The sequence below is a fragment of the Aliiroseovarius sp. S2029 genome, assembly GCF_023195575.1.
Lineage (GTDB): Bacteria > Pseudomonadota > Alphaproteobacteria > Rhodobacterales > Rhodobacteraceae > Aliiroseovarius > Aliiroseovarius zhejiangensis.
Map to the genome: position 1 here is coordinate 31652 of NZ_JALPQE010000002.1, position 19896 is coordinate 51547.

The 19896-nt window shown below is 60.9% G+C and carries 21 protein-coding genes; 9 read left to right on the top strand and 12 right to left on the bottom strand.

The window, feature by feature from the left end:
- The first annotated feature begins 47 nt into the window (after positions 1 to 47).
- Positions 48 to 953: a LysR family transcriptional regulator gene (locus tag MUY21_RS04770; protein ID WP_191287572.1), complete on the top strand. Its 906-nt coding sequence runs from the start codon at positions 48 to 50 to the stop codon at positions 951 to 953.
- A 12-nt stretch (positions 954 to 965) separates the two neighbouring features.
- Here the strand turns inward: MUY21_RS04770 and MUY21_RS04775 are convergent, their stop codons facing one another.
- Genes MUY21_RS04775 through MUY21_RS04790 form a run of 4 tightly spaced genes read right to left on the bottom strand, consistent with a single transcriptional unit; the run spans position 966 to position 3947 of the window.
- Positions 966 to 1907 carry an OmpA family protein gene (locus MUY21_RS04775; RefSeq protein WP_248409226.1) on the bottom strand — a complete coding sequence of 314 codons (942 nt, stop codon included), beginning with the start codon at positions 1905 to 1907 and terminating at the stop codon, positions 966 to 968.
- Positions 1904 to 2479: a peroxidase-related enzyme gene (locus tag MUY21_RS04780; RefSeq protein WP_248409227.1), complete on the bottom strand. Its 576-nt coding sequence runs from the start codon at positions 2477 to 2479 to the stop codon at positions 1904 to 1906. Before MUY21_RS04780 ends, MUY21_RS04775 begins: the two co-directional genes overlap by 4 nt.
- 11 nt (positions 2480 to 2490) lie before the next feature.
- A complete protein-coding gene (locus MUY21_RS04785; RefSeq protein WP_248409228.1) occupies positions 2491 to 3222 on the bottom strand; it encodes a GNAT family N-acetyltransferase in 732 nt (243 codons plus the stop codon).
- Positions 3219 to 3947, bottom strand: a complete 729-nt coding sequence (locus tag MUY21_RS04790; RefSeq protein WP_248409229.1) for a molybdopterin-binding protein — start codon at positions 3945 to 3947, stop codon at positions 3219 to 3221. The genes MUY21_RS04785 and MUY21_RS04790 overlap by 4 nt, the downstream gene beginning before the upstream one ends.
- A 38-nt stretch (positions 3948 to 3985) precedes the next feature.
- Between MUY21_RS04790 and sfsA the strand changes: the two genes are divergently transcribed.
- Together sfsA and map are read left to right on the top strand one after the other, a co-directional pair.
- The gene (gene sfsA, locus MUY21_RS04795; protein WP_248409230.1) at positions 3986 to 4684 is read left to right on the top strand and encodes a DNA/RNA nuclease SfsA; all 699 of its coding nucleotides are present in this window, start codon (positions 3986 to 3988) and stop codon (positions 4682 to 4684) included.
- A 36-nt stretch (positions 4685 to 4720) separates the two neighbouring features.
- Positions 4721 to 5566, top strand: a complete 846-nt coding sequence (map, locus tag MUY21_RS04800) for a type I methionyl aminopeptidase (RefSeq protein ID WP_248409231.1) — start codon at positions 4721 to 4723, stop codon at positions 5564 to 5566.
- On the opposite strand, the gene rsmD is transcribed toward map, so the two are convergent.
- Together rsmD and MUY21_RS04810 are read right to left on the bottom strand one after the other, a co-directional pair.
- Positions 5551 to 6126, bottom strand: a complete 576-nt coding sequence (rsmD, locus tag MUY21_RS04805) for a 16S rRNA (guanine(966)-N(2))-methyltransferase RsmD (RefSeq protein WP_248409232.1) — start codon at positions 6124 to 6126, stop codon at positions 5551 to 5553. The genes map and rsmD overlap by 16 nt on opposite strands.
- Positions 6123 to 7331 (bottom strand): FAD-dependent oxidoreductase, encoded by a 1209-nt coding sequence (locus tag MUY21_RS04810; RefSeq protein ID WP_248409233.1) that lies wholly within the window; start codon positions 7329 to 7331, stop codon positions 6123 to 6125. Before MUY21_RS04810 ends, rsmD begins: the two co-directional genes overlap by 4 nt.
- Positions 7332 to 7413: 82 nt before the next feature.
- Here MUY21_RS04810 and MUY21_RS04815 point away from each other — a divergent pair, with 82 nt between their 5' ends.
- On the top strand, positions 7414 to 7908 hold the full coding sequence (locus tag MUY21_RS04815; protein WP_248409234.1) for a peroxiredoxin: 495 nt from the start codon (positions 7414 to 7416) through the stop codon (positions 7906 to 7908).
- Here the strand turns inward: MUY21_RS04815 and MUY21_RS04820 are convergent.
- The 5 genes from MUY21_RS04820 to MUY21_RS04840 form a co-directional block, all read right to left on the bottom strand.
- Entirely contained in the window at positions 7905 to 9092 is a 1188-nt protein-coding gene (locus MUY21_RS04820; RefSeq protein ID WP_248409235.1) for a GNAT family N-acetyltransferase, read from the bottom strand. The genes MUY21_RS04815 and MUY21_RS04820 overlap by 4 nt on opposite strands.
- A gap of 31 nt (positions 9093 to 9123) precedes the next feature.
- Positions 9124 to 9891 carry a glycerophosphodiester phosphodiesterase family protein gene (locus MUY21_RS04825; protein ID WP_248409236.1) on the bottom strand — a complete coding sequence of 256 codons (768 nt, stop codon included), beginning with the start codon at positions 9889 to 9891 and terminating at the stop codon, positions 9124 to 9126.
- Positions 9888 to 10349 carry a RidA family protein gene (locus MUY21_RS04830; protein WP_248409237.1) on the bottom strand — a complete coding sequence of 154 codons (462 nt, stop codon included), beginning with the start codon at positions 10347 to 10349 and terminating at the stop codon, positions 9888 to 9890. Before MUY21_RS04830 ends, MUY21_RS04825 begins: the two co-directional genes overlap by 4 nt.
- 114 nt (positions 10350 to 10463) lie before the next feature.
- Positions 10464 to 11759, bottom strand: coding sequence for an HlyD family type I secretion periplasmic adaptor subunit (locus tag MUY21_RS04835; RefSeq protein WP_248409238.1), 1296 nt, complete (start codon positions 11757 to 11759; stop codon positions 10464 to 10466).
- Positions 11752 to 13506 (bottom strand): type I secretion system permease/ATPase, encoded by a 1755-nt coding sequence (locus tag MUY21_RS04840; protein WP_248409239.1) that lies wholly within the window; start codon positions 13504 to 13506, stop codon positions 11752 to 11754. The genes MUY21_RS04835 and MUY21_RS04840 overlap by 8 nt, the downstream gene beginning before the upstream one ends.
- 208 nt (positions 13507 to 13714) lie before the next feature.
- Here MUY21_RS04840 and MUY21_RS04845 point away from each other — a divergent pair, with 208 nt between their 5' ends.
- From MUY21_RS04845 to MUY21_RS04855, 3 genes are all read left to right on the top strand, one after another.
- Positions 13715 to 14458 carry a VacJ family lipoprotein gene (locus MUY21_RS04845; RefSeq protein WP_248409240.1) on the top strand — a complete coding sequence of 248 codons (744 nt, stop codon included), beginning with the start codon at positions 13715 to 13717 and terminating at the stop codon, positions 14456 to 14458.
- Entirely contained in the window at positions 14451 to 15056 is a 606-nt protein-coding gene (locus MUY21_RS04850; protein WP_248409241.1) for an ABC transporter substrate-binding protein, read from the top strand. The genes MUY21_RS04845 and MUY21_RS04850 overlap by 8 nt, the downstream gene beginning before the upstream one ends.
- Positions 15057 to 15202: 146 nt before the next feature.
- Positions 15203 to 15646 (top strand): MarR family winged helix-turn-helix transcriptional regulator, encoded by a 444-nt coding sequence (locus MUY21_RS04855; RefSeq protein ID WP_248409242.1) that lies wholly within the window; start codon positions 15203 to 15205, stop codon positions 15644 to 15646.
- Between the two features lie 25 nt (positions 15647 to 15671).
- On the opposite strand, the gene MUY21_RS04860 is transcribed toward MUY21_RS04855, so the two are convergent.
- Positions 15672 to 17885: a transglycosylase domain-containing protein gene (locus MUY21_RS04860; RefSeq protein ID WP_248409243.1), complete on the bottom strand. Its 2214-nt coding sequence runs from the start codon at positions 17883 to 17885 to the stop codon at positions 15672 to 15674.
- Between the two features lie 237 nt (positions 17886 to 18122).
- Between MUY21_RS04860 and MUY21_RS04865 the strand changes: the two genes are divergently transcribed.
- Both MUY21_RS04865 and amt read left to right on the top strand, forming a co-directional pair.
- Positions 18123 to 18461, top strand: a complete 339-nt coding sequence (locus MUY21_RS04865) for a P-II family nitrogen regulator (RefSeq protein WP_191287553.1) — start codon at positions 18123 to 18125, stop codon at positions 18459 to 18461.
- A 19-nt stretch (positions 18462 to 18480) separates the two neighbouring features.
- Positions 18481 to 19800, top strand: coding sequence for an ammonium transporter (gene amt / locus MUY21_RS04870; RefSeq protein WP_248409244.1), 1320 nt, complete (start codon positions 18481 to 18483; stop codon positions 19798 to 19800).
- Positions 19801 to 19896: the final 96 nt, after the last annotated feature.

The window sequence follows — 19896 nt, forward strand, 5'->3', positions numbered from 1 at the left end:
TGGCCCGGATAAACGGGGCACTGGGGTGAACTTGTGGAAAGAGTGAAATGGATCGATTGACCGAAATGGAAGCCTTTGCCACTGTCGTGGATCAGGGTGGTTTCACGGATGCTGCCAAGAAGATGGGAATCTCGAAATCTGCGGTGTCCAAGCATGTTTCAAGCCTTGAGGCACGATTGGGCGCGCGGCTTCTCAACCGCACGACGCGGCGGGTCAGTCCGACGGAAATCGGCCTTGCCTATTACGATCGCGCCCGGCGCGTGCTGAACGATGCGGGTGAAGCGGATGCGCTGGTCACGTCGATGCAATCCGCCCCCTCCGGCATCCTGCGCATTTCTGTCGCCACCGATTTTGGCGTCAATCACCTGAGCCCGGTGTTGGGCCAGTTTCTGCATGACTTCCCCGAGGTGCATGTGAACATGGATCTGGCCAACCGCTATGTCGAGCTGATCTCGGAAGGGTTTGATATGGCGATCCGCGTGGGCGAGTTGGAAGACAGTTCGCTGCGGGCTCGCAAAATCTCGACCACGACGCGCCGCATGGTCGGCAGCCCGGATTATTTCAAGCAATATGGCCGCCCCACGCGCATCGACGATCTGAACGAACACAAACTTTTGCACTACTCGAACCAAAGCTCGGGCAATGTCTGGAAAGTGCCCGCCCCCTCGGGCGAAGTGCGGCAGGTCCGGTCCGCCGGATGGCTGAGCGTGAATGACGGACAATCCTTGCTGAACGCCGCGATTTCGGGCCTTGGCATCGCCTATCTGCCCAGCTTCCTCTATGCAGACGCGCTGGAGCAGGGGCTGGTCATCGACGCGATCCCCGACCTGCCGCAGGATGTGCAGGGCATCTATGCGGTCTATCCGCCGGGGCGTTTTACCCAGCCGAAAGTGCGCGCCTTCATTGATTTCCTTGTCCATGCCTTTGCCGAAAAGGGGCCGGACAACTGGTAAGGCCCAGGTGGCTTAATCGGTACTGATCAGCACCGCTTCCACACGCCGGTTCGCCTCGCGCCCCTCAGGCGTCAGGTTTGGTGCCAGCGGCATCAGATAACCAACCCCCTCGGCAGACACCTGCGCGGGGTTCACGTCGTGAAGCCGGATCAGGTTTTCCATCACGGCCGCAGCCCGTTTGCGTGACAACGCGACGTTTCCGGAAAGGCCGCCTTCAGCATCCGTATGGCCCACCAGCACAATCTGCCGTCCGGGGTTCTGATTCAGATACTGCGCAAGTTCGGTCAGGACCGGCACATTCCCATCATCGAGTTCAGAGGATCCCGTCGCAAAGCTCAACCCGTGAAGAACGGCGCGACCCAGCGTTTCCAACTGCGTCTCCAGCGGCCGATCCGACGGTGCGGGTCGTATGGGTGTGGCAGGCGCGTCAGGTGCTGATATCTCCGTCCCGGTGCTGCCGGGCGGCGTCACCTGAAGCAGTTCGATGAACGCTGCTTCCTTCGAGCGACTGACCAGAACGCTGGTAAGATGATCACCCTTGCGGGCGCTTAGATAATGGTAACCACCCAGATCAACGAACATATCCGGCGCCTTGAAATGGCCGATGCCAAACCGGAAATCATAACCGCCACAGGAAACGGATTGGCATTGAAACAGAATGTCGAACCCGTCTTGATCCAATTGATCACGCAACCCGGTCAGGATCTGGAAACTGGTCTGGCTGGTGCCGTCCACCCGCCACGCCTGCCGTATGACCTGGCCTTCGGCGGCGATCACCGGCACCTGTTGTCCGTCATACCGCCCTGTCGCAAGGGTCGCGCGGGCGGCGACTTCACGTTCTTCTGCGCGCAACTTCGCCCCGGCGGGCAGATCAATGGCGCGTGCGGGCAGGGCGAGGCCGGTCAGAAGCACCATTCCCGTGCCCGACAGCAGATGCCAGAATCGAAATGTCATCGGCCCTGGGCGTGATAGTCGTCATTTGGCTGCATTCCGACCGCCGAGGCCATGCGGTTCGACATCGAAAAGAACCCGACCGTCGCCGCAATATCCCAGATGTCCCGATCAGAAAATCCGACCGCGCGCAGCGCGTCCCGGTCCGCTTCGGTGGTCTCCGCAGAGGACTTGGTGACCTGTTCGACAAACTGCAGCATCGCGTGCTGGCGGTCATTCAGATCGGCCATCCGCCAGTTCATCACCATCGCTTCGCCCAGTTGCGGGTTGCCTGACAGAGTGCGCACAGCGGCACCATGGGCGACCTGGCAATACCAGCAGCGATTGATCGAACTGACGACCACCGCGATCATCTCGCGTTCCAGCTTTGACAAGCCGCTCTCACCCAGCATCAGCTCGTTATACATCGCCGAGAACGCGCGCAGCTTTTCCATGTCGAAGGCATAGGCCTTCAGCACATTCGGAACCATTCCCAGCTTCTCGTCACAGATGTCGAAATACTTCTGAATATCTTCGGGCAGCGGATCGACCATCGGCAGGTCAAGCGCCGTCACACCGTTGTTTTTATGCGCCATCACTCGTCCCCTTACTGCGACTTGGTGCGGTAATGGTAATGCCCAATCAGATGCATCCCGATATTGGCATAAAGCGGATTGGCGGCGTGGTTGCCCTGCGTCACGATCAGCGCAACATATTTGGCCCCCTTCGATTTGGCCCAAACCGCCGCCTGTTTCAGCAGATTCAACCCGGTGCCCATGCGGCGCATGTTCTTGTCGACATGCAAGGCATGCACCATCGCGATGTCGCCATGCAGGCCGACAAAACCGACCCCCGCCGGTGCATCGTCGGTGCGCGCCAACAAGCCTGTCTTGGGGCAATCTGCCCGGTCCATCACCGCGCGCCGTTCTTCTCCGATGCCGCCGGCTTCCCACAATTCGTTCATGATTTTGAGGCGGGGCCAGATCGAGAAGGCCGAGACCGGAGGCGGTGCGGTGCGGGTCAGCTCCTCGACCTCGATCACCCAGAAATTGACTGGATCAACAATGTGATACCCGTGCTTTTCCAGCATATCGTCCAGATGCTCGTCGCCATGGCGGATCTGAAACAGCGGGTCCATTCCAAGCGCGCGCATCGCCTTTTCCGCCACCGGCAAATCGGCTTCGGTGGTGGGCCAGCTTTCCGTTGCCGCCGAAACACGCTTGCCCCCGCCTGCACCATCACGAATGACCCAGGCACCGATGCGCTCGGTTTTGGCCGGGGGCCATGTGACCTCGCAGGCCTCGATTATCTGATCAACACTGGGAAGCGTATGTTTCATGTGCCCTCCGAAAACAACTGGGACAGGGATTTGGCTGCCGCATCAATCCGGGCGGGATCTGTGCCGCGAATCACGATGTTGGCGCCGAAAATTCCGTTTTGAATGAATGGATAGGATCCGAAACTCAGGTCTGCATTCTGACTTGCCAATTGCCCCAGCGGACCGGCGATTTCACCCTCGCCGCGCTCGATCCGGATAGAGCGTGAATGCAGTGGAGCGCCGCCGGTCAGGCGGGGCAACACGCTGTCGACCATGGCTTTGAAGACGGACGGAACGCCAGCCATCACATGCACGTTTTCCAACGTGAAGCCCGGTGCGACGGAAATCGGATTGTCGATCAGTGTGGCCCGGTCCGGGATGCGCGCCATGCGCTGGCGTGCGGCGTTGAAATCCTGTCCCTGCCGCGCGTAATGGGCGGCCAAGAGGTCGCGCGCGTCGTCACGGATGTCGATACGGTCGCCAAAGGCGCGCGCAATGCAGTCGGCGGTGATGTCGTCATGGGTGGGGCCGATCCCACCTGATGTGAACACATGGTCATAGGTGTCGGAAAGGGACTTTACCGCAGCCTCGATCGCGGGGGCATCATCGGATACGACGCGCACCTCTTTCAGGTCAATGCCGTGTTCGGTCAGTTTCCCCGCAAGATGATGCATGTTCGCATCTTTTGTCCGGCCTGACAGAATCTCGTCTCCGATGACCAGCATGGCGGCGGTTGGGTTTGGCATTGCTTGCTCCTTTCCTTCTTCCGGTATAGGCCCGGTCCATGCAATTTCCCAGCCCTCTTGTGCCCGCCAGACTCATTCGACGCTACAAACGGTTCCTGGCCGATTGCCTGTTGGAGGACGGGCGCGAGGTGGTGGCCCATTGCGCCAATCCCGGCTCGATGATGGGGCTGGCGGAACCGGGCATGAAGATCTGGCTGGAGCCGAATGACGACCCCCTCAAAAAGCTGAACTTCGGCTGGCGGCTTGTCGATCACGAGAACGGGCATTTTACGGGCGTCGACACCTCGGTGCCGAACCGGGCGCTTTGGGCGGCGCTTGAGGCGCGTCAGATCCCGGACCTGCAAGGCTACCACACCGTCCGGCGCGAAGTGAAATATGGGAAAGGCAGCCGCATCGACTTCTTGCTGGAGGGCGCGGGGCAAACCTATCTCGAGGTGAAATCCGTGACGCTGAGTCGTCAGCCCGGGTTGGCCGAGTTTCCGGACAGCGTGACCGCCCGCGGCACCAAGCATCTGCGAGAGTTGGCGGACATGGTGGCGCAGGGTCATCGTGCGGTGATGCTTTACCTTGTGCAGCGCACCGATTGTGACCGCTTCGACCTGGCGCGCGATATCGACCCGGCCTATGGCGCGGCCTTCGATGCGGCCCGCGCCGCCGGGGTGGACACCATCGTGCTTGGCACCCGGATCAGTCCCGAGGGCATTGAAATCGCGGCCCCTCTGGCGTCTTTGGCCTAAACACCCTATTTAGGGGCGAAGCAAAAGGACTAAACCATGGACGACACCATGCGCGTGACAAAAGAAGGCATCCGCCTGTATGACCCCTCCGATTTTGCCGGGATGCATGCGGCGGGCCGTCTGGCCGCCGACATTCTGGACCGGATCGCGCCGATGGTGAAGCCGGGCGTCACCACCGCCGAAATCGATGCCGCAATCGAAGCGATGGTGGACGAGGCTGGCGCAGTGTCCGCGACGATCGGCTACAAGGGATACAAACACGCGTCCTGCATTTCGCTGAATCATGTTGTCTGTCATGGCATTCCGGGGTCCAAGACCCCCAAAGGCAAGAACGAGAAATCGGCGCGCAAACATGACGAACTGATCGACGGCGACATTCTGAATGTCGATGTCACGGTGATTGTGGACGGCTGGTATGGCGACACTAGCCGCATGTACAAGGCCGGGACAATCAAGCCCTTTGCCGACCGCTTGATCCAGGTGACGCATGATGCGCTGATGAAAGGGATCGAGGCCGTGCGCCCCGGCAACACCTTCGGTGACATCGGTCACGCGATCCAGTCCCATGTCGAAAGCCACCGCATGTCGGTGGTGCGCGATTTCTGCGGGCACGGATTGGGACAGGTGTTTCATGCGCCGCCCAATGTGCTGCATTACGGCCGCCCCGGATCCGGCCCGGTTCTGGAAGAAGGCATGTTTTTTACCATCGAACCGATGGTCAATCTGGGCCGGCCCGAGACCAAGATCCTGTCCGATGACTGGACCGCAATCACCCGCGACAAGTCGCTGTCGGCGCAGTTTGAGCATTCGGTCGGGGTGACGGCGGACGGGTGCGAGATTTTCACACTGTCACCGGCAGGCAAGTTTCACCCGACCTGGTAATGATCCGGCTGAAACGCGCAAATTGAGATCGTGGTGTCGCCATACCGCCGCGTTTCCAACACGGTGATGCCGTTGGGCGGGGTGATTGCCGTATCCTCCTCCCACACAATCAGCGCGTCTGGCGCGAGCCAGCCGCCGGTGATGGCGGTGGTCAGGGCTTTTTCGCCTAGCCCTTTGCCGTAAGGGGGATCAAGAAAGACAAGATCATGTGGCTGGCCGTCCCCCAGTCGCGTGGCGTCGCGCTTGATGACAGAGGTTTCATCAGAGCAGCGGCATTTGGCGATGTTTTCGCGGATCAGGGACAGGGCCTTGCGACCGTCATCGACGAATGTGACATGCGCTGCCCCGCGTGACAGCGCCTCCAACCCCAATGCCCCGGTGCCCGCAAACAGGTCAAGCACCCGCGCGTCGGAGATCGGATCGCCAAATCGGCCTCCGGTCAGCATCGAAAACAGGCTTTCCCGCACCCGGTCCGTGGTGGGACGCAGATGCGCGCCCGCGTCGCCCTTGCCGACATTTGCCAGACCCAACCCGCGATACCGACCGGCGATGATCCTCATTTCAACAACGGCTTCAGATCCGCCGACGGGTCGGCAATGATCGCCTTGTCAGCGGTCTTGCCTGCCTCGATCAGGCGCTTTCCGATCATATAGGCGCGGGGGTCGTTCATTGCATCCACCGCCAGAAGCGTGTCGCCCTGATAGTACCAGAAGCTCATGCTGCCTTCATGCTCGCCCGTCCGTGCCACAACGTTGTCATAGCCTGCGTTCAGGCCTGCGATTTGCAGTTTTACGTCATATTGATCCGACCAGAACCACGGTTTTGCGATGTACTCGACCTTTTCACCCATCATGTTGCGCGCGACGATTTCGGCCTGATCAATCGCGTTCGGCACGCTTTCCAAGCGGATTCGGGTGCCGCGATACGGGAAGGACGTGCAATCGCCCGCCGCCCAGATCGCCGGGTCCGAGGTGCGGCCAAGGGCGTCTGTCTTGATGCCGTTGTCGATTTCAAGCCCGGCGGTTTCGGCCAGCGCAGTGTCGGGGGCGATCCCCACGCCGACCACGGCAAAATCCACCTCAAGCGTGGTGCCGTCCGACAAGACGGCGCTGGTGATGCGGGTGTCGCCCGTCAGGCGTTCCAGCCCGACGCCTTCACGAATGTCGACCCGATGGGCGTGGTGCAGCGCGCGGAAGTAATCCGAGGTCTCAGGCGCGGCGACCCGTTGCAGGATGCGGTCGGCCATTTCCACCAAAGTGACTCGCAAACCCTTCTTGGAGGCCACGGCGGCGGCCTCGAGCCCGATATACCCGCCCCCGATGATCAGAACGCGGCGGTCTGCGGCAAACTCGGCGGCCATGCCGTCCACATCGGCAAGGCTGCGCACCACGTGAACGCCATCCAGCGCGCCACCGATTGCGGCGGGCAAACGGCGCGGCACCGATCCGGTGGTCAGGGCCAGTTGGTCATAGGGCAGTCGCTCGTCCCCGATCACCACCTCGCGCGTTTTGGCATCAATCGCATCCACATGGGTGTTCAGTCGCAAGGTGATGTCGTTGTCGGCATAGAAATGCTCGGGACGCAGATACAGGCGCTCTTCCTCCATCTCGCCCAGCAGATAGGCCTTGGACAGTGGCGGGCGTTGGTAAGGCGGCTGCGGTTCCGCCCCGATCAGCGTGATGTCTCCGTCAAACCCGGTGTTTCGCAGCTTTGCAACCAAGGACGCACCGGCCTGACCGGCGCCAATGACAACAATGTGAGACATGCGGGCTTTCCATTCCTACTGACCTGACGCGGATTGCAGACTATGACTAGAGGGGTCGGAAACACAATCAGGGATGTAGAAAATGACTCTTTCAGTAGGTGACAAACTGCCCGATGCGACCTTGTTGCGGTTGGGCGCTGACGGGCCGGAACCGGTCGAGCTTTCGTCTTTCACGAAGGGAAAGAAGGTCGTGATCTTCGCGCTGCCGGGGGCATATACCGGCACCTGCACAACAGCGCATGTCCCCAGTTTCATGCGGACGAAACCCGATTTCGACAAGAAAGGCGTGGATGCGGTAATCTGTATTGCTGTAAACGACCCCTTCGTACTGGACGCTTGGGGCAAAAGCACGGGCGCCACAAAGGCCGGGATCACCATGCTGGGCGATGCCGAGGGTGCGTTTACGCGCGCCGTTGGCATGACGTTTGATGCCCCGCCTGCCGGGTTGATCAACCGCTCGCGTCGTTATGCGCTTTATGCTGAAGACGGCGTGGTCAAGGTCTTGAATGCTGAAGAAAACCCCGGCGTCTGCGAATCCTCGGGCGGCGAGGCGTTGCTGGCCGATCTGCCGGCCTAGCCGCCTTCGCCCTTGGCCGATTTCCGAAAGGGGCCGTAGGAGGTCAGGATCTCGATATCTTCCTCCACGGCTTCCTTCTCGGCGGTCAGGAACTGTTGAACGGCGTCACGAAAGCCCGGTTCGGCGATCCAGTGCAGTGAATGGGTCGCCACGGGCAGATACCCGCGCGCCAGTTTGTGTTCGCCTTGCGCCCCGGCCTCGACCCGAAGCAGTCCGTGGGTAATCGCGTAGTCAATCGCCTGATAATAACACAGCTCGAAATGCAGGCAGGGGTGGTGTTCCAGCGCGCCCCAATAGCGCCCAAACAGCGTGTCGCGCCCGATCACGTTCAGCGCGCCGGCCACTGCGCGGTTGTCCACCTCGGCCATCACGAGAAGCAGATCATCGCGCATCGTCTGGTGGATCTCGTCAAAGAAGGCGCGGGTCAGATAGGGGCGACCCCATTTTCGCGCGCCGGTGTCCTGATAGAACTGCCAGAATGTATCCCAATGCTGTGGCTGGATCGCATCGCCTGTCCGCGCGACGATCATGCCGCCAAACCCCTGCGCCTGGCGCCGTTCCTTCCTGATCTGCTTGCGCTTGCGCGAACTCAGACTGCCCAGAAACGCATCGAAGGTCGGATAACCGTCGTTTTCCCAATGAAATTGTTGCCCGATCCGGTGCAGAAGGCCCATCTGCGCGCCTGCCTGCGCTTCGTCGCCCGTGCAGAAAGTGACATGCGCCGAACTGAGGCCATTATCCGCCGCGATCTGCACAAGCCCCTGCACCAATCCCGCCCGCCCGATGGTTTCGTATCCGGGGCGGGTCAACAGACGTCGGCCCGTCACCGGGGTGAAGGGCACCGCGACTTGCAGCTTAGGATAATACCGCCCGCCTGCACGCGCGTAGGCGTCAGCCCAACTGTGGTCGAACACATATTCGCCCTGGCTGTGGGTCTTGGCATAGGCGGGGGCGACGGCGATGATCTGCCCGCCAGTCCTGACGCTCAGGTAATGCGGCTGCCAGCCGGTGCCGTCGCCCACGCTGCGTGACATTTCCAGTGCCGACAGAAAACGATGGGTCGTGAACGGATCGACAGGTCGGCCGCCATCAGTCACCTCGGGACAGGCGCAAGCATCCCAGTCCTTTGCCGCGATGCTGGCAAGGCTTTGGTGTGTTCGGATTTCGATCTGAGTATCTGTCACGGCAACATTGGGCCAAACCGCATCCCCGTGGTCAAGCCGCATAGCCTTCAAAGGTGATGTTGTCGGCGATCTTGCGTGCCTCGGCCTCGGCAGTTTTCAATTTGACCGTCCAGCACAGAACAGGCACGCCCCTGGCTTTCAGCCTGGCAACGGCGGGGTTGTTCAGGTCGTGAATGTCGTGGCTGATGAAGCTGGCGTTCACGCGGTCGAAATCGGGGATGTCACGCAGGTATTGGCGGGTGGCTGCGGGAAGCAGCGGGTTGTCTTTTTGCAGGAAGGCTTCGGTGGTCAGGCCAAGGGCGCAGCCGGGTTCAAGGGCACCCAGTGTGGCGACCGAATGCGGGTTGAACGACATCACCGCCACGTCGCCCTGGTATCCGGACAGCGTCTTGGCAACCGCCTGTTCCAGCGGCCCGGTGCGCGGCCCCATGGCGCCATCCTGGTCCTTCATCTCGATCAGCAAAGGCACCTGTCCCGCCACCAGATCAAGCACCTCATCCAGGGTCGGGATGCCCTCGTTGCCATGCAGCAGAGGGATGTCGCGCAGTTCATCGCAATTGCGTTGCTGGATCGGCCCCTTTTGGCCCGTCAACCGGTTGAGGTCATAGTCGTGAAAAACCATGGCCTGCGCATCTTTCGACAATTGCAGGTCAATCTCGATCCCGTAGCCCGCCGCGATGGCCGCCCGGATCGCCGCGCGCGAGTTTTCGGGGCGTCCTGCCGTTATGTCATGCAGCGCGCGATGGGCGATCGGGCGGGTCAGAAACCCTGTTGGCAGCGGGACGGGCGGGCGGGTCATTTGACCTGGAAAACGCCTTCGATTTCAACCGCAACGCCAAAGGGCAGGCTGGCGGCGGACACGGCGGAACGCGCATGCCGCCCGGCATCGCCCAGAGCTTCGACCATGAAGTCCGACGCCCCGTTGATCACCTTGGGCTGATCGCCAAAGTCTGCGGTCGAATTGACGAATCCGACCAGCTTGACCACCCGCTGAAGGCGGTCCAGATCCCCCTGACAGGCCGCTTTGACCTGCGCCAGCAGGCTGATGGCGCAACTGCGCGCGGCTTCGGCCCCCTCTTCGGCGGTCATCGTCTGACCGAGCTTCCCAGTCAGAAATGCCCCGTTCTTCATCGAGATCTGCCCCGACACATGCACCAGATCGCCAATCTTGACATAGGGCACATAATTCGCGGCGGGTGCCGGTGCATCGGGCAAGGTGACGCCCAGTTCGGCAAGTCGGGTTTCAAATTTGCTCATCTTACATCCTTTTCAACTGATCCGGCGCGGGCAAGTGCGGGGACGCTAACTTGCTATCTGTATGGTGAAAAGGGTGAAAGCGCGCTGAGCGACCTGCGCAATAAACGATGTGCGTTACTTTTCGCGCATCGCGGTGCGAAAAAAGCCGGACAGCGGGTGCAACAGATACGACATCGGGCTGCGATACCCTGTCTTGATGAACGCCGTGACCGGCATGCCGGGAACCAGAACGACTTCCGGCGGCAGTCGCGTGTGCTCTTTGGGGTCGATGGTGATTTCGACCTCAAAATAGCTTTGCCCGGTTTGTTCGCTTGTCACGGCATCGGCCGAAATCTTGCCGATCTGGGCGATCACATCTGCCCCTTGCCGTTGTGCGACCGATGGAAACGTCAGTGTGACAGGCTGACCGATGAAAAGCTGATCAATATCACGAGGCTGGATGCGCGCCGCGACACGCAGAGGTCCGTCCTGTGGGACGATGTTCAGCACAGGTTGACCGGGTTTCAGCACGGATTGCGGCGTGTGGATCGTCAGTTGGTGCACCCGGCCCGAAACCGGCGCGCGCAGGGTTAACTGTCGGATGTCATAGTCAATTCCTTGCAGCGTTTCAGACAGCTCGGCCGATTTCGACTGTAGGTCACGCAGCTCTGCGATCACCTGTTCACGCTGTTCGGCCTCAAGTGACGATTGCTGCAACTGCGTCTCGGTCAGCCGCAACTCTGCCTCGGCCATGGAAGCAGAGAGTTCGGCCAGACGGCCCGTCAGAACGGCTTCCTCGCGTTCCAGGGTCGCGATCCGCGGATATTGGGCCAGCCCTTGCATCAACAGGTCGCGTTGCCGGTTCAGATCCTCGCGCAGCAGGTCCAATTGCCGCGCAAGGGCTGTGGTTTGTGCGGTCAGCCCACTCCTCCGCTGGCCGATCTGCGATGCACGCTTGTCCAGTTGTGCGGCTCGGGTGGTTGTCAGCTCGCGGCGCGACTGAAACAGGCGGATTTGCCCTTGCATGACATCGGCAAGGTTCGGGTGCGCCCGCACGGTTTCGTGTAATCGGACGGGAAAGGTGATGTCGGCGGCCCCATCGCGTTCCGCTTTCAGACGGGCAATGCGGGCCAGCACTTCGGCCAGTTGGGTTTCCAGAACCGCCCGCCTTGAAAGATGTCGCGTTGCGTCCAGCGTCAGAAGCCTGTCACCTGCTTGTACCTTGTCACCCTCTTCGACCCCAATCCATTCGACGACGCCCCCGTCCGGATGACGCAGCACATGCAGCGCATGCGCGGGCCGAAGCATACCTTGGGCCACCACGGCCCCGGCGATCTGCGCGGTGACGGCCCAAAGGCCAAGGCCGGCAAGCAGGACGGTCAACACCAGGAAGCCGAAAATCGTGAAGCTGCGGGCGGACAGATCAGGCATGGCCATCCCCACCGTGTTCGATACTGTGCAGGGCGTGGCGCTGCGGGGCGCTGCGTACCGTTTTGCGCAAGATCTCCTCGCGCGGCCCGAAGTCGGTGATCCGGCCTCGCTCCAGCACCATCAGCTGGTCGCAATGCTGTATGACCGAGGGACGGTGCGCCATGATCACCACCGCGCCGCCACGGTTTTTGACGGCCTGGATTGCGAGGCTCAGGGCATGTGAACCATCATGGTCGAGGTTGGAGTTCGGCTCGTCCAAAACCACCAGGGGCGGGTCGCTAAACAGCGCGCGCGCCAGGCTGATGCGCTGCAACTGGCCGCCCGAGATCGGCGCCATTCCCGGTGTGACCATGGTGTCATAGCCGTCGGGCAGGGACAGGATGACTTCATGTGCGCCAGCGGCACGCGCGGCGGCCACGATATCGGCATCGTCAGTTTCCGGACGAAACCCGGCGATGTTCTCGGCGACGGTCCCGTCAAAGAACACTACTCGTTGCGGCAAGTAACCGATCGCATGGCCAAGTTGTGCCGGGTCGTATTGGTGAAGTGCCGCGCCATCCAGCCGCACCGATCCGGCGGTGGGGTGCAGCGCGCCCGTCAGCACCCGCGCCAGCGTCGATTTGCCCGCACCTGAGGGACCGATCACCCCCAGTGCCGTGCCGGGATGAAGTGAGAACGAGATATTCTGCAGGACGGCGAAACTCTGCCCCGCCGGGATCACGGTGACATGCGCAAGCTGCACATTGGCAGCGGGACGGGGCAGGGTCGTTTTTGCAGCCGTTGGCTGTGTGTTTGACAGATCGGCGGCCAAGGCGCGCCATGCGGCCTGCGCGCGCTGGGCAATGGGCCACTGTCCGACGATCACGTCAACGGGGCCAAGCGCGCGGGACAACAGGATCGACCCGGCAATCATTGCCCCTGGCGACATCTCACCCTGCAGTGCCAGATAGGCCCCAAGCCCCAACATGGCCGACTGCAGAAACTGCCGGAATGTCTTGGTCATCACGGCGAACAGGCTTTGTTGATCGGACACGCACAGCGCGGCGCCAAGTGCCACCTGTCGCAGTTTTTGCCAGTGCCACCCCGTGCCCGCCGAAAACCCGAGCGCGCGGATCATTTGCCCTTCGGTCTGCAAGCGACCCGCCAACAGATCGGCCTTGCGGGAATGGGCCAGTGACACTGCCACCGGACCTCGGGTCAGCCATTGATTCAGCAGTGCGGCGCCAATCAGAACTGCTCCGCCGGATAGGGCCAGCGCCCCCAGCCACGGATGAAACAGCGTGATGGCCAGCAGGAATACCGGAGTCCAGGGCAGGTCGAACATGGCGCTCATGACCGGGCTGGCCAGTAGTCGCCGGATCGAGTCAATGTTCTGGATCGTGCCTTTGGGTGCGGACGGTTGTTGCTGCGGTTGCGGTGGGTCCACGGCCAGATCGAGTTGGAAAGCGCGTTCGTCCAGTTCAGCTTGAAACCGGGCACCTGCGCGTGCCAGAAGCCGCCCACGGGCATAGTCCAGGCACCCCATCATGAGAAACAGAAACGCCATCAGCAGTGACAGGGTGACGAGCGTTGCCACGGACCCGCTGCTGAGCACGCGATCATATATCTGAAGCATATAGATCGGAGCGGTGAGCAGCAGCAGGTTCACGAACACCGAGAATATGGCCGCATTGACCAGCAGCCCCCGCATCCGGTGACGGACATGGCGCAGATGTTCCCGGCCAAAGCTGTTTTCGTGCTGTCCCATGTGATCCGAACCGACCTGACCTGAACTGACGAAACCCAACAGGATACGGCACAGGCTTGGCGCACTGGCATCAGCGGGATTCGGCTTGTAAACTGTCGCCAAATAGACACATAAAAAGCTGCAAATCCCTTAACGGCTTTGCAATGAAACACCGCACATTATGTGTGGCCCCGACATGTATGATTGCTGCCAAGACAAAGATATCAATGTGACCAAACCGATTTCGAAGATTTCTCCGGCACTGGCTGGGCTTGTGTTAGTTGCGCTGGGCGCCTGTGCGCAGGCGCCGGCCCCGACGGGCTATGACGACCCGCACGAGGTCCAGAACCGTCGCACGCACGGGGCGAATATCGACCTGGACCGCGCGTTGGTCTCGCCCGCATCCACCGCGTATGGCGAGGTTTTGCCGCGCGAGGTGCGCGACACGATCTCGGTGTTCTCGGACAATGCCGGGCTGCCGGGCGTCGTGGCGAACAACATCCTGCAGGGCAATGTCGAAGACGCGGTGCACAATACGGTACGGTTCCTGTTCAACTCGACCTTCGGATTGCTGGGCCTGTTTGATGTGGCAACGGATATCGGGCTGGAAGAGCGCGACAGCGATTTTGGCGAAACGCTGCATGTCTGGGGCGCCCCAGAAGGCGATTACGTGGTGCTGCCCTTCTTTGGCCCATCGACCGAGCGGGACGGGTTCGGCATTCTGGTCGACTTTGTTCTGAACCCACTAAGCTTGGCTTTGCCGACCGAGGTAAAACACCTTCCCAAAGCCACATGGGTTCTGTCAAAATTCGGTGATCGCTACACATTCGGCGATACGATTGAAGAGTTCTATACTAGTGAAGACGGGTACGAGCTGATGCGGCTCTATTATCTTGATTCGCGGCGATACGAGCTTGGCATCGAAGTCGAGGACAACGAACTTGAGGATATATATGATGCGTATGATGGGTAACGATACCACACTGACACGCCGCGCAGTCTTGGGCGGTCTGGCCGGGCTGGGCCTTGTGGCGTTGCTGCCGGGTCGGGCGTGGGCGGCCATTTCTGCGTCGAAGGCGGAAAGCCTGATCGGGCAGGTGGTCAGCGACATCAACGGGATCATCAATTCCGGTGCCTCAGAGTCCGCGATGATCAAGCGTTTCGAAGGCGTGTTCGCCAAATATGCTGCGGTTAGCTATATCGCGCAAAGTGCACTGGGGGTCGATGGCCGGTCGGCCAGCGCCGCGCAGAAGCGTGAATTCACCAAGGCCTTTCAGGGCTATATCGCGCAACGCTACGGAAGCCGCTTTCGCGAGTTTCAGGGGGGGCGCATTGATGTGGTCGGCACGTCGGAAGGCAAGAACGTCTATGAGGTTCTGACCCAGACCACCCTGAAGGGCAAATCGCCCTTTGATGTCATTTTCATCGTGGCCAAGCGTGACGGCAAGTTCATCGACATGGTTGTTGAAGGCATTTCCATCGTGAAATCCGAACGCAAGGAAATCGGCGCCATGCTGGACCGTCGTGGCGGTGACCTGAACAAGTTGATCGCCGACCTGAAAGCCGGTTGACCCGTCTGAACCCTGCCACCCGCCATGATTTCAAACGCCCTTGCTCCCGCGCAGGGGCGTTTTTTGATGGTCAGGTCACTGCCCTTCGGGTTGCGAAAGGTTGCATCCGCAAGTATCCAGAAAGGGTCGACAAAGGAAAGCAGGCTATGACAAGCGCGAATTGGCCCGAAGGGACACACAAGGAAAGTTTTGGCTTCCTGTCACAGGTGTTGGCGCGTCGGATGGACGAAGCGATGAAGCAGCGTCTGGCCGATCTGGATCTGGATTTTCGGTTCTTCATGACCCTGATGCAGCTGCTGGCGCAAGACGGCCAAAGCCAGCGAGAATTGGGGGCCAAGTTAACCTTGCCAGAGTATCAGGTCAGCCGAAATCTGGATGCGATGGCCCGGGATGGCTTGATCGAACGCCGCGCGGACCCGTCCAGCCGTCGCACCACTCGGGTGTTTCTGACCGACAAGGGGCGCGCCGTGGCGCAAAAGCTGCCGCCGCTGATTCACGGGTTGAATGACAGCTTTCTGAACGTGCTGTCTGGTGACGAGCGCACGGCGCTGATCAACATGCTGCAGCGGGTATTGTCCCTGACGGATTGACCCGCTGTCGTGGCGTGATGCCGTGTCAGTTCTTGCCGAATATCGACCGGAGCACACCGATCAACGCGTCCTCGACAGCCTGGCCGACATTCTGCCCCCCTTGCGGGCGACGGCCTTGACCCTGACCCTGAATGACTCGTCCGTCCGAGGTGATGAGCCGCCCATCAAACTGCGGTGCACTGCCCGGCCGGATCATCGGAAGTGGCGTGGGGACCAGCTCTGACTGGATGCGCACCATGGCTTCACGCCACATCTCGGCAGGCAGACCGCCACCGGTGACGCCTTTAAGGGGTGTATTGTCGTCATACCCCATCCAGACACCCATGACATATTCCGCAGTGAACCCGATGAACCAGGCGTCGCGGGATGAGTTGGTGGTGCCGGTTTTGCCCGCAATTTCCAAGCCGTCGATCTTGGCCCGGCTGCCCGTACCGGCTTCGACCACGCGGCTCATCATATAGACCAGTTGCTGCGCGGCCTGTTGCGAGATCACACGCTCGCCGATCCCGCCTGTTTGCGTCATCAGAGGATCGCTTTCACCGACGAGGCTCAGTTCCGTCAGGCCATAGGGGATCACTGCCGAACCGCCGTTCAGGATGCCCGCAAAGGCACCGGTGGTTTCCAGCAAGGTGCTTTCCGATGCGCCCAGTGCCAGCGCAGGACCAGCGGCCAGATCGCTTTCGATCCCGAACATCGAGGCAACGCTGCGCACGGCCTCAAGCCCGACATCCTCGGCCACCTTGACGGCGGGGATGTTCAGCGACCGGGCCAGTGCTTCGGTCAGGCTGACATTGCCGTAATGTTTGCGGGTATAGTTTTTGGGGCACCATTCACCCGATCCGGGGACATTCACGCAATAGGGTTCATCCAGAATGAAATCATCCCAGCGATATCCCATGTCCAGCGCTGCCGCATAGACGAATGGCTTGAACGCCGACCCGGTCTGGCGTTTCGCCTGCGTGGCCCGGTTGAAGGCGCCCGTCACCTTGGTTTCGCGCCCGCCGACCATGCCGCGCACGGCGCCGTCCGAGCTCATCACCACGATCGCGGCTTCGGCTTCGGACCCTGGTGAGACCTTGGTTTCGAAAATCTTGGTCATCGCGTCTTCTGCCGCGGTTTGAATGCGCGGGTCCAGCGTGGTCTTGATGATCACGTCCTCGGTGGTCTTGCGCGTCAGGAACGCGGGCAGGTCGCCCATGATCCAGTCGGCGAAATATCCACCGGCCTGCGCCTTGGCGGCGGTGGACAATGTCGCGGGATTGGCCTGGAACTGCGCGGTTTCCTCGTCACTCAGATAGCCCTGTTCATTCATCAGGCGCAAAACCGTTGCCGCCCGGTCCTGAGACCGTTTCAGGTTGGCGGTGGGGGCATAGACCGACGGCTTGGGCAACATGCCCGCCAGCATCGCCGCCTGTGCCGGGTTCAGCTCGGACGCCGGGATCGAGAAATATCGCTGCGCTGCGGCGTCAAACCCGTGCGACCCGGCGCCAAGATAGGCACGGTTCAGATAGATGGTCAGAATTTCATCTTTCGAGAACTTGGTTTCCAGCGCCAGAGCATAGACCGCTTCCTTGATCTTGCGCCGCAGCGAGCCTTGGCGGCAATCAGCCTCGTAAGCCGCTTCGTTCTTCCACTCGTTCGGGTCGAACGGCACACCAAGGCACAAGAGCTTTGCCACCTGTTGGGTCAGGGTCGACCCGCCGTGGCCGGACAAAGGTCCGCGCCCTTCGCTCAGGTTGATGCGGATGGCGCTTGCAATGCCGCGCGGGCTTAGTCCCAGATGCCCATAGAACCGCTTGTCCTCACTGGCAATGATGGCATTGGCCAAGTGGGGGCTGGCGGTTTCGGTGGTGATCGTGCGCCCGCGCTGATCCCCGCGCCAGGCATAGACCGCGCCGTAACGGTCCAGAATCGTGACAGACCCCTTGGCCCGCCCGTCCAGCAGCGCATTCAGATCCGGGATTGTCGATGCGAAATAGAACACCGCACCCGCCACAAGCAGCGTGACCACCACCGCGCTTTTCCAGGTCAGTCGCCAGATCAGGCGAAACACCCAGCCGATCAGGAAGATCGGCCAGCCCAGGATGCCCTTGGGTCGATTGGGGCTCGTGCGGCGCGTCGTGTGTTTGGTGGTGGGTTTGCGGGATTTGCGCCGCGCAGGCTTTTTCGCCGCGGGCTTTGTTTTGGAATACCGCTTGTCTGCCACCAGTTTGGGGCGCTTTGGTCCGGTTGGGCTCATGATACTGGTTCCGCGTCTGCTCGGTCGATCCAAAGTAACGAATCGGTTTCGAAGAGTGTAGCCGGTTCATCCGGCCCCTGCGACTTTTCGCATTGTCCAAAAATTAAGCACATCATTGTGCATGCGCAGCAAATTTTGCGCAACAGCCGTTTTGCGGGTCGGCGGAGCCACGCCAATGCTGTCCTTCGGCCCGTTCAGTCCCATTGAATGGGGATGTGGGAACGAAAGGAAACGAACGTGAAACTGATCATAGCAGCGATCAAGCCGTTCAAACTGGAAGAGGTGCGCGAGGCGCTGACCTCGGCCGGGGTGTCGGGCATGATGGTAACGGAAATCAAGGGGTTCGGCGCACAGTCGGGTCATACCGAGATCTATCGCGGCGCGGAATACGCCGTGAATTTTCTGCCGAAAGTGAAACTCGAAATCGTCGTGGATGATGATCTGGCGTCAGATGTCGTCGAGACCATCGCGACATCCGCCCATACCGGCAAGATCGGCGACGGCAAGATTTTCACCCTTGATGTGAGCGACGCGATGCGCGTGCGCACCGGCGAGACCGGCTTGGATGCGATTTGAACGCGCGAAAGGAAAGATAATGACACGTAAACTAATAATCTCATCGGCCTTATTGACGGTCCTGCCGGGATTGGCCATCGCGCAAGACGCTGCCAACGGTGAGGCTGCGGTGCACACGCAATTCATCCTGACCTCGGTTCTGTTTCTTCTGGGTGGCGTCCTGGTGTTCTGGATGGCGGCAGGTTTCGCCATGCTCGAGGCCGGTCTGGTCCGGTCCAAGAACGTCACCATGCAGCTGACCAAGAACATCGCGCTCTTTTCCATCGCGGCGATCATGTACTGGCTGTCGGGCTACGGCATCATGTATCCGGGCGACTGGATGATCGAAGGCTGGTTGGGCCCGTTCTTTGCCGTGACTTCGCTGGACCCGGTGGGCGTCGCGGCCGAGGCCGTGGACGTCGGCTATGCCTCGGGTGCATCGGACTTCTTCTTTCAGCTGATGTTCTGCGCCACCACGGCGTCGATCGTGTCGGGCACGCTGGCGGAACGCGTCAAGCTGTGGCCCTTTCTGGCCTTCGTCGTCGTGTTGACCGGCTTCATCTATCCCATTGAGGCAAGCTGGCAGTGGGGCGGCGGCTGGTTGTCGGAAGCTGGCTTCTCGGATTTCGCAGGCTCGACCCTGGTGCATGCCGCCGGTGGGTTCGCCGCGCTGGCTGGTGCCCTGATCCTCGGCCCGCGTATTGGTAAATACAAAGACGGCCGCACCGTGCCGATGCCGGGGTCCAACCTGACGCTGGCCACATTGGGCACGTTTATCCTGTGGCTTGGTTGGTTCGGCTTCAATGGTGGGTCGCAACTGGCCATGGGCACGATCAGCGACGTGTCGGACGTGGCACGTATCTTCGCAAACACCAACATGGCGGCGGCGTCAGGTGCCATTGTCGCCATGGTCCTGACACAGGTGATGTTCAGGAAGGTCGACCTGACGATGACCCTGAACGGCGCACTGGCTGGTCTTGTCTCGATCACCGCCGAGCCGCTGGCGCCCACGCTGTTCCAGTCCCTGATCATCGGCGGCGTGGGTGGCGCGATCGTGATCTTCGTGGTCCCGCTCTTGGATCGCTTGCAGATTGACGACGTGGTTGGTGCCATCCCGGTTCACCTGGTGGCAGGCTTCTGGGGGACGTTCATCGTGGCCTGGACCAACACGGACGCCAGCTTTGGCACCCAGATCATGGGGTTCGGAGCCATCGGCATCTTCGTCTTCGTTGTCAGCTACGTCTTCTTCGGGGTCATCAAGGCCACCATGGGCCTGCGGGTCAGCGAAGAGGAAGAAGTCAACGGGCTGGACATGGCCGAACTGGGCATGGAAGCCTACCCGGAATTCACCAACGGGTAAGACATAAACGCCGGGGGACAAACCCCCGGCACACGCTGGCCGCGCAAATGCCAAGGCCAACAGGGTGGGAAGGGGGCTGGAAGGTCCCCTTTTCTT